This window comes from Paeniglutamicibacter antarcticus, assembly GCF_039544305.1.
Lineage (GTDB): Bacteria > Actinomycetota > Actinomycetes > Actinomycetales > Micrococcaceae > Paeniglutamicibacter > Paeniglutamicibacter antarcticus_C.
The window spans coordinates 1-825 of the sequence record NZ_BAABLK010000050.1; the positions used below are offsets into that span (position 1 = coordinate 1).

The window sequence follows — 825 nt, forward strand, 5'->3', positions numbered from 1 at the left end:
ATTGTTGCTACAGAACCTTCCGGTGTTATGCGGGCACTGAGCTCGGGATGGTGCAGATCCAGTGCAGGGCGCTCGGAACGGATCCTAGGCACCGAGTGGAAGTTATGCCGCGGCGGCGGGCAGGAAGTTGCCCACTCCAGTGATGCGCCGAAGCCCCACGGATCATCCACCGTCACCTTCTTGCCGTGGCGATGCGTCATCCAGAGGTTCCAGAAGAACGGAATCATGGAGGCTCCCAGAAGGAAAGAGAACATCGACGAGAACTGGTTCATGGTGGTGAACCCGTCTTCAGGCATATAGTCCGCATAACGACGCGGCATCCCCATGACACCCAACCAGTGCTGGATCAGGAAGGTGCCGTGGAAGCCGATAAAGAGCATCCAGAAGTGGATCTTTCCAAGACGTTCATTGAGCATCTTGCCGGTCCACTTCGGCCACCAGAAATAGAAGCCGGCGAACATCGCGAACACGACGGTACCAAAGACCACGTAGTGGAAGTGCGCAACCACGAAATATGTATCGGTCACGTGGAAGTCCAGCGGCGGGGCAGAGAGGATAAGCCCGGTCAACCCACCGAAGAGGAAGGTCACCAGGAAGCCGATGCTCCACAGCATCGGGGTCTCGAAGGTGATCGAACCTCGCCACAGTGTGCCGATCCAGTTGAAGAACTTCACGCCCGTTGGAACGGCGATCAGCATGGTCATGAATCCGAAGAACGGAAGCATGACCGAACCGGTGGCGTACATGTGGTGGGCCCACACCGAGATAGACAGCGCCGCAATGGAGATGGTCGCGAAGATCAGGCCCTTGTAGCCAAAGATCGGC

Annotated in this window: 1 protein-coding gene; it reads right to left on the reverse strand. The window is 57.5% G+C overall.

Annotated features, from left to right (window positions below):
* Positions 1–825: cytochrome c oxidase subunit I (locus ABEA12_RS15005; protein ID WP_345468800.1), on the reverse strand; the 825-nt coding region annotated here is incomplete at both ends.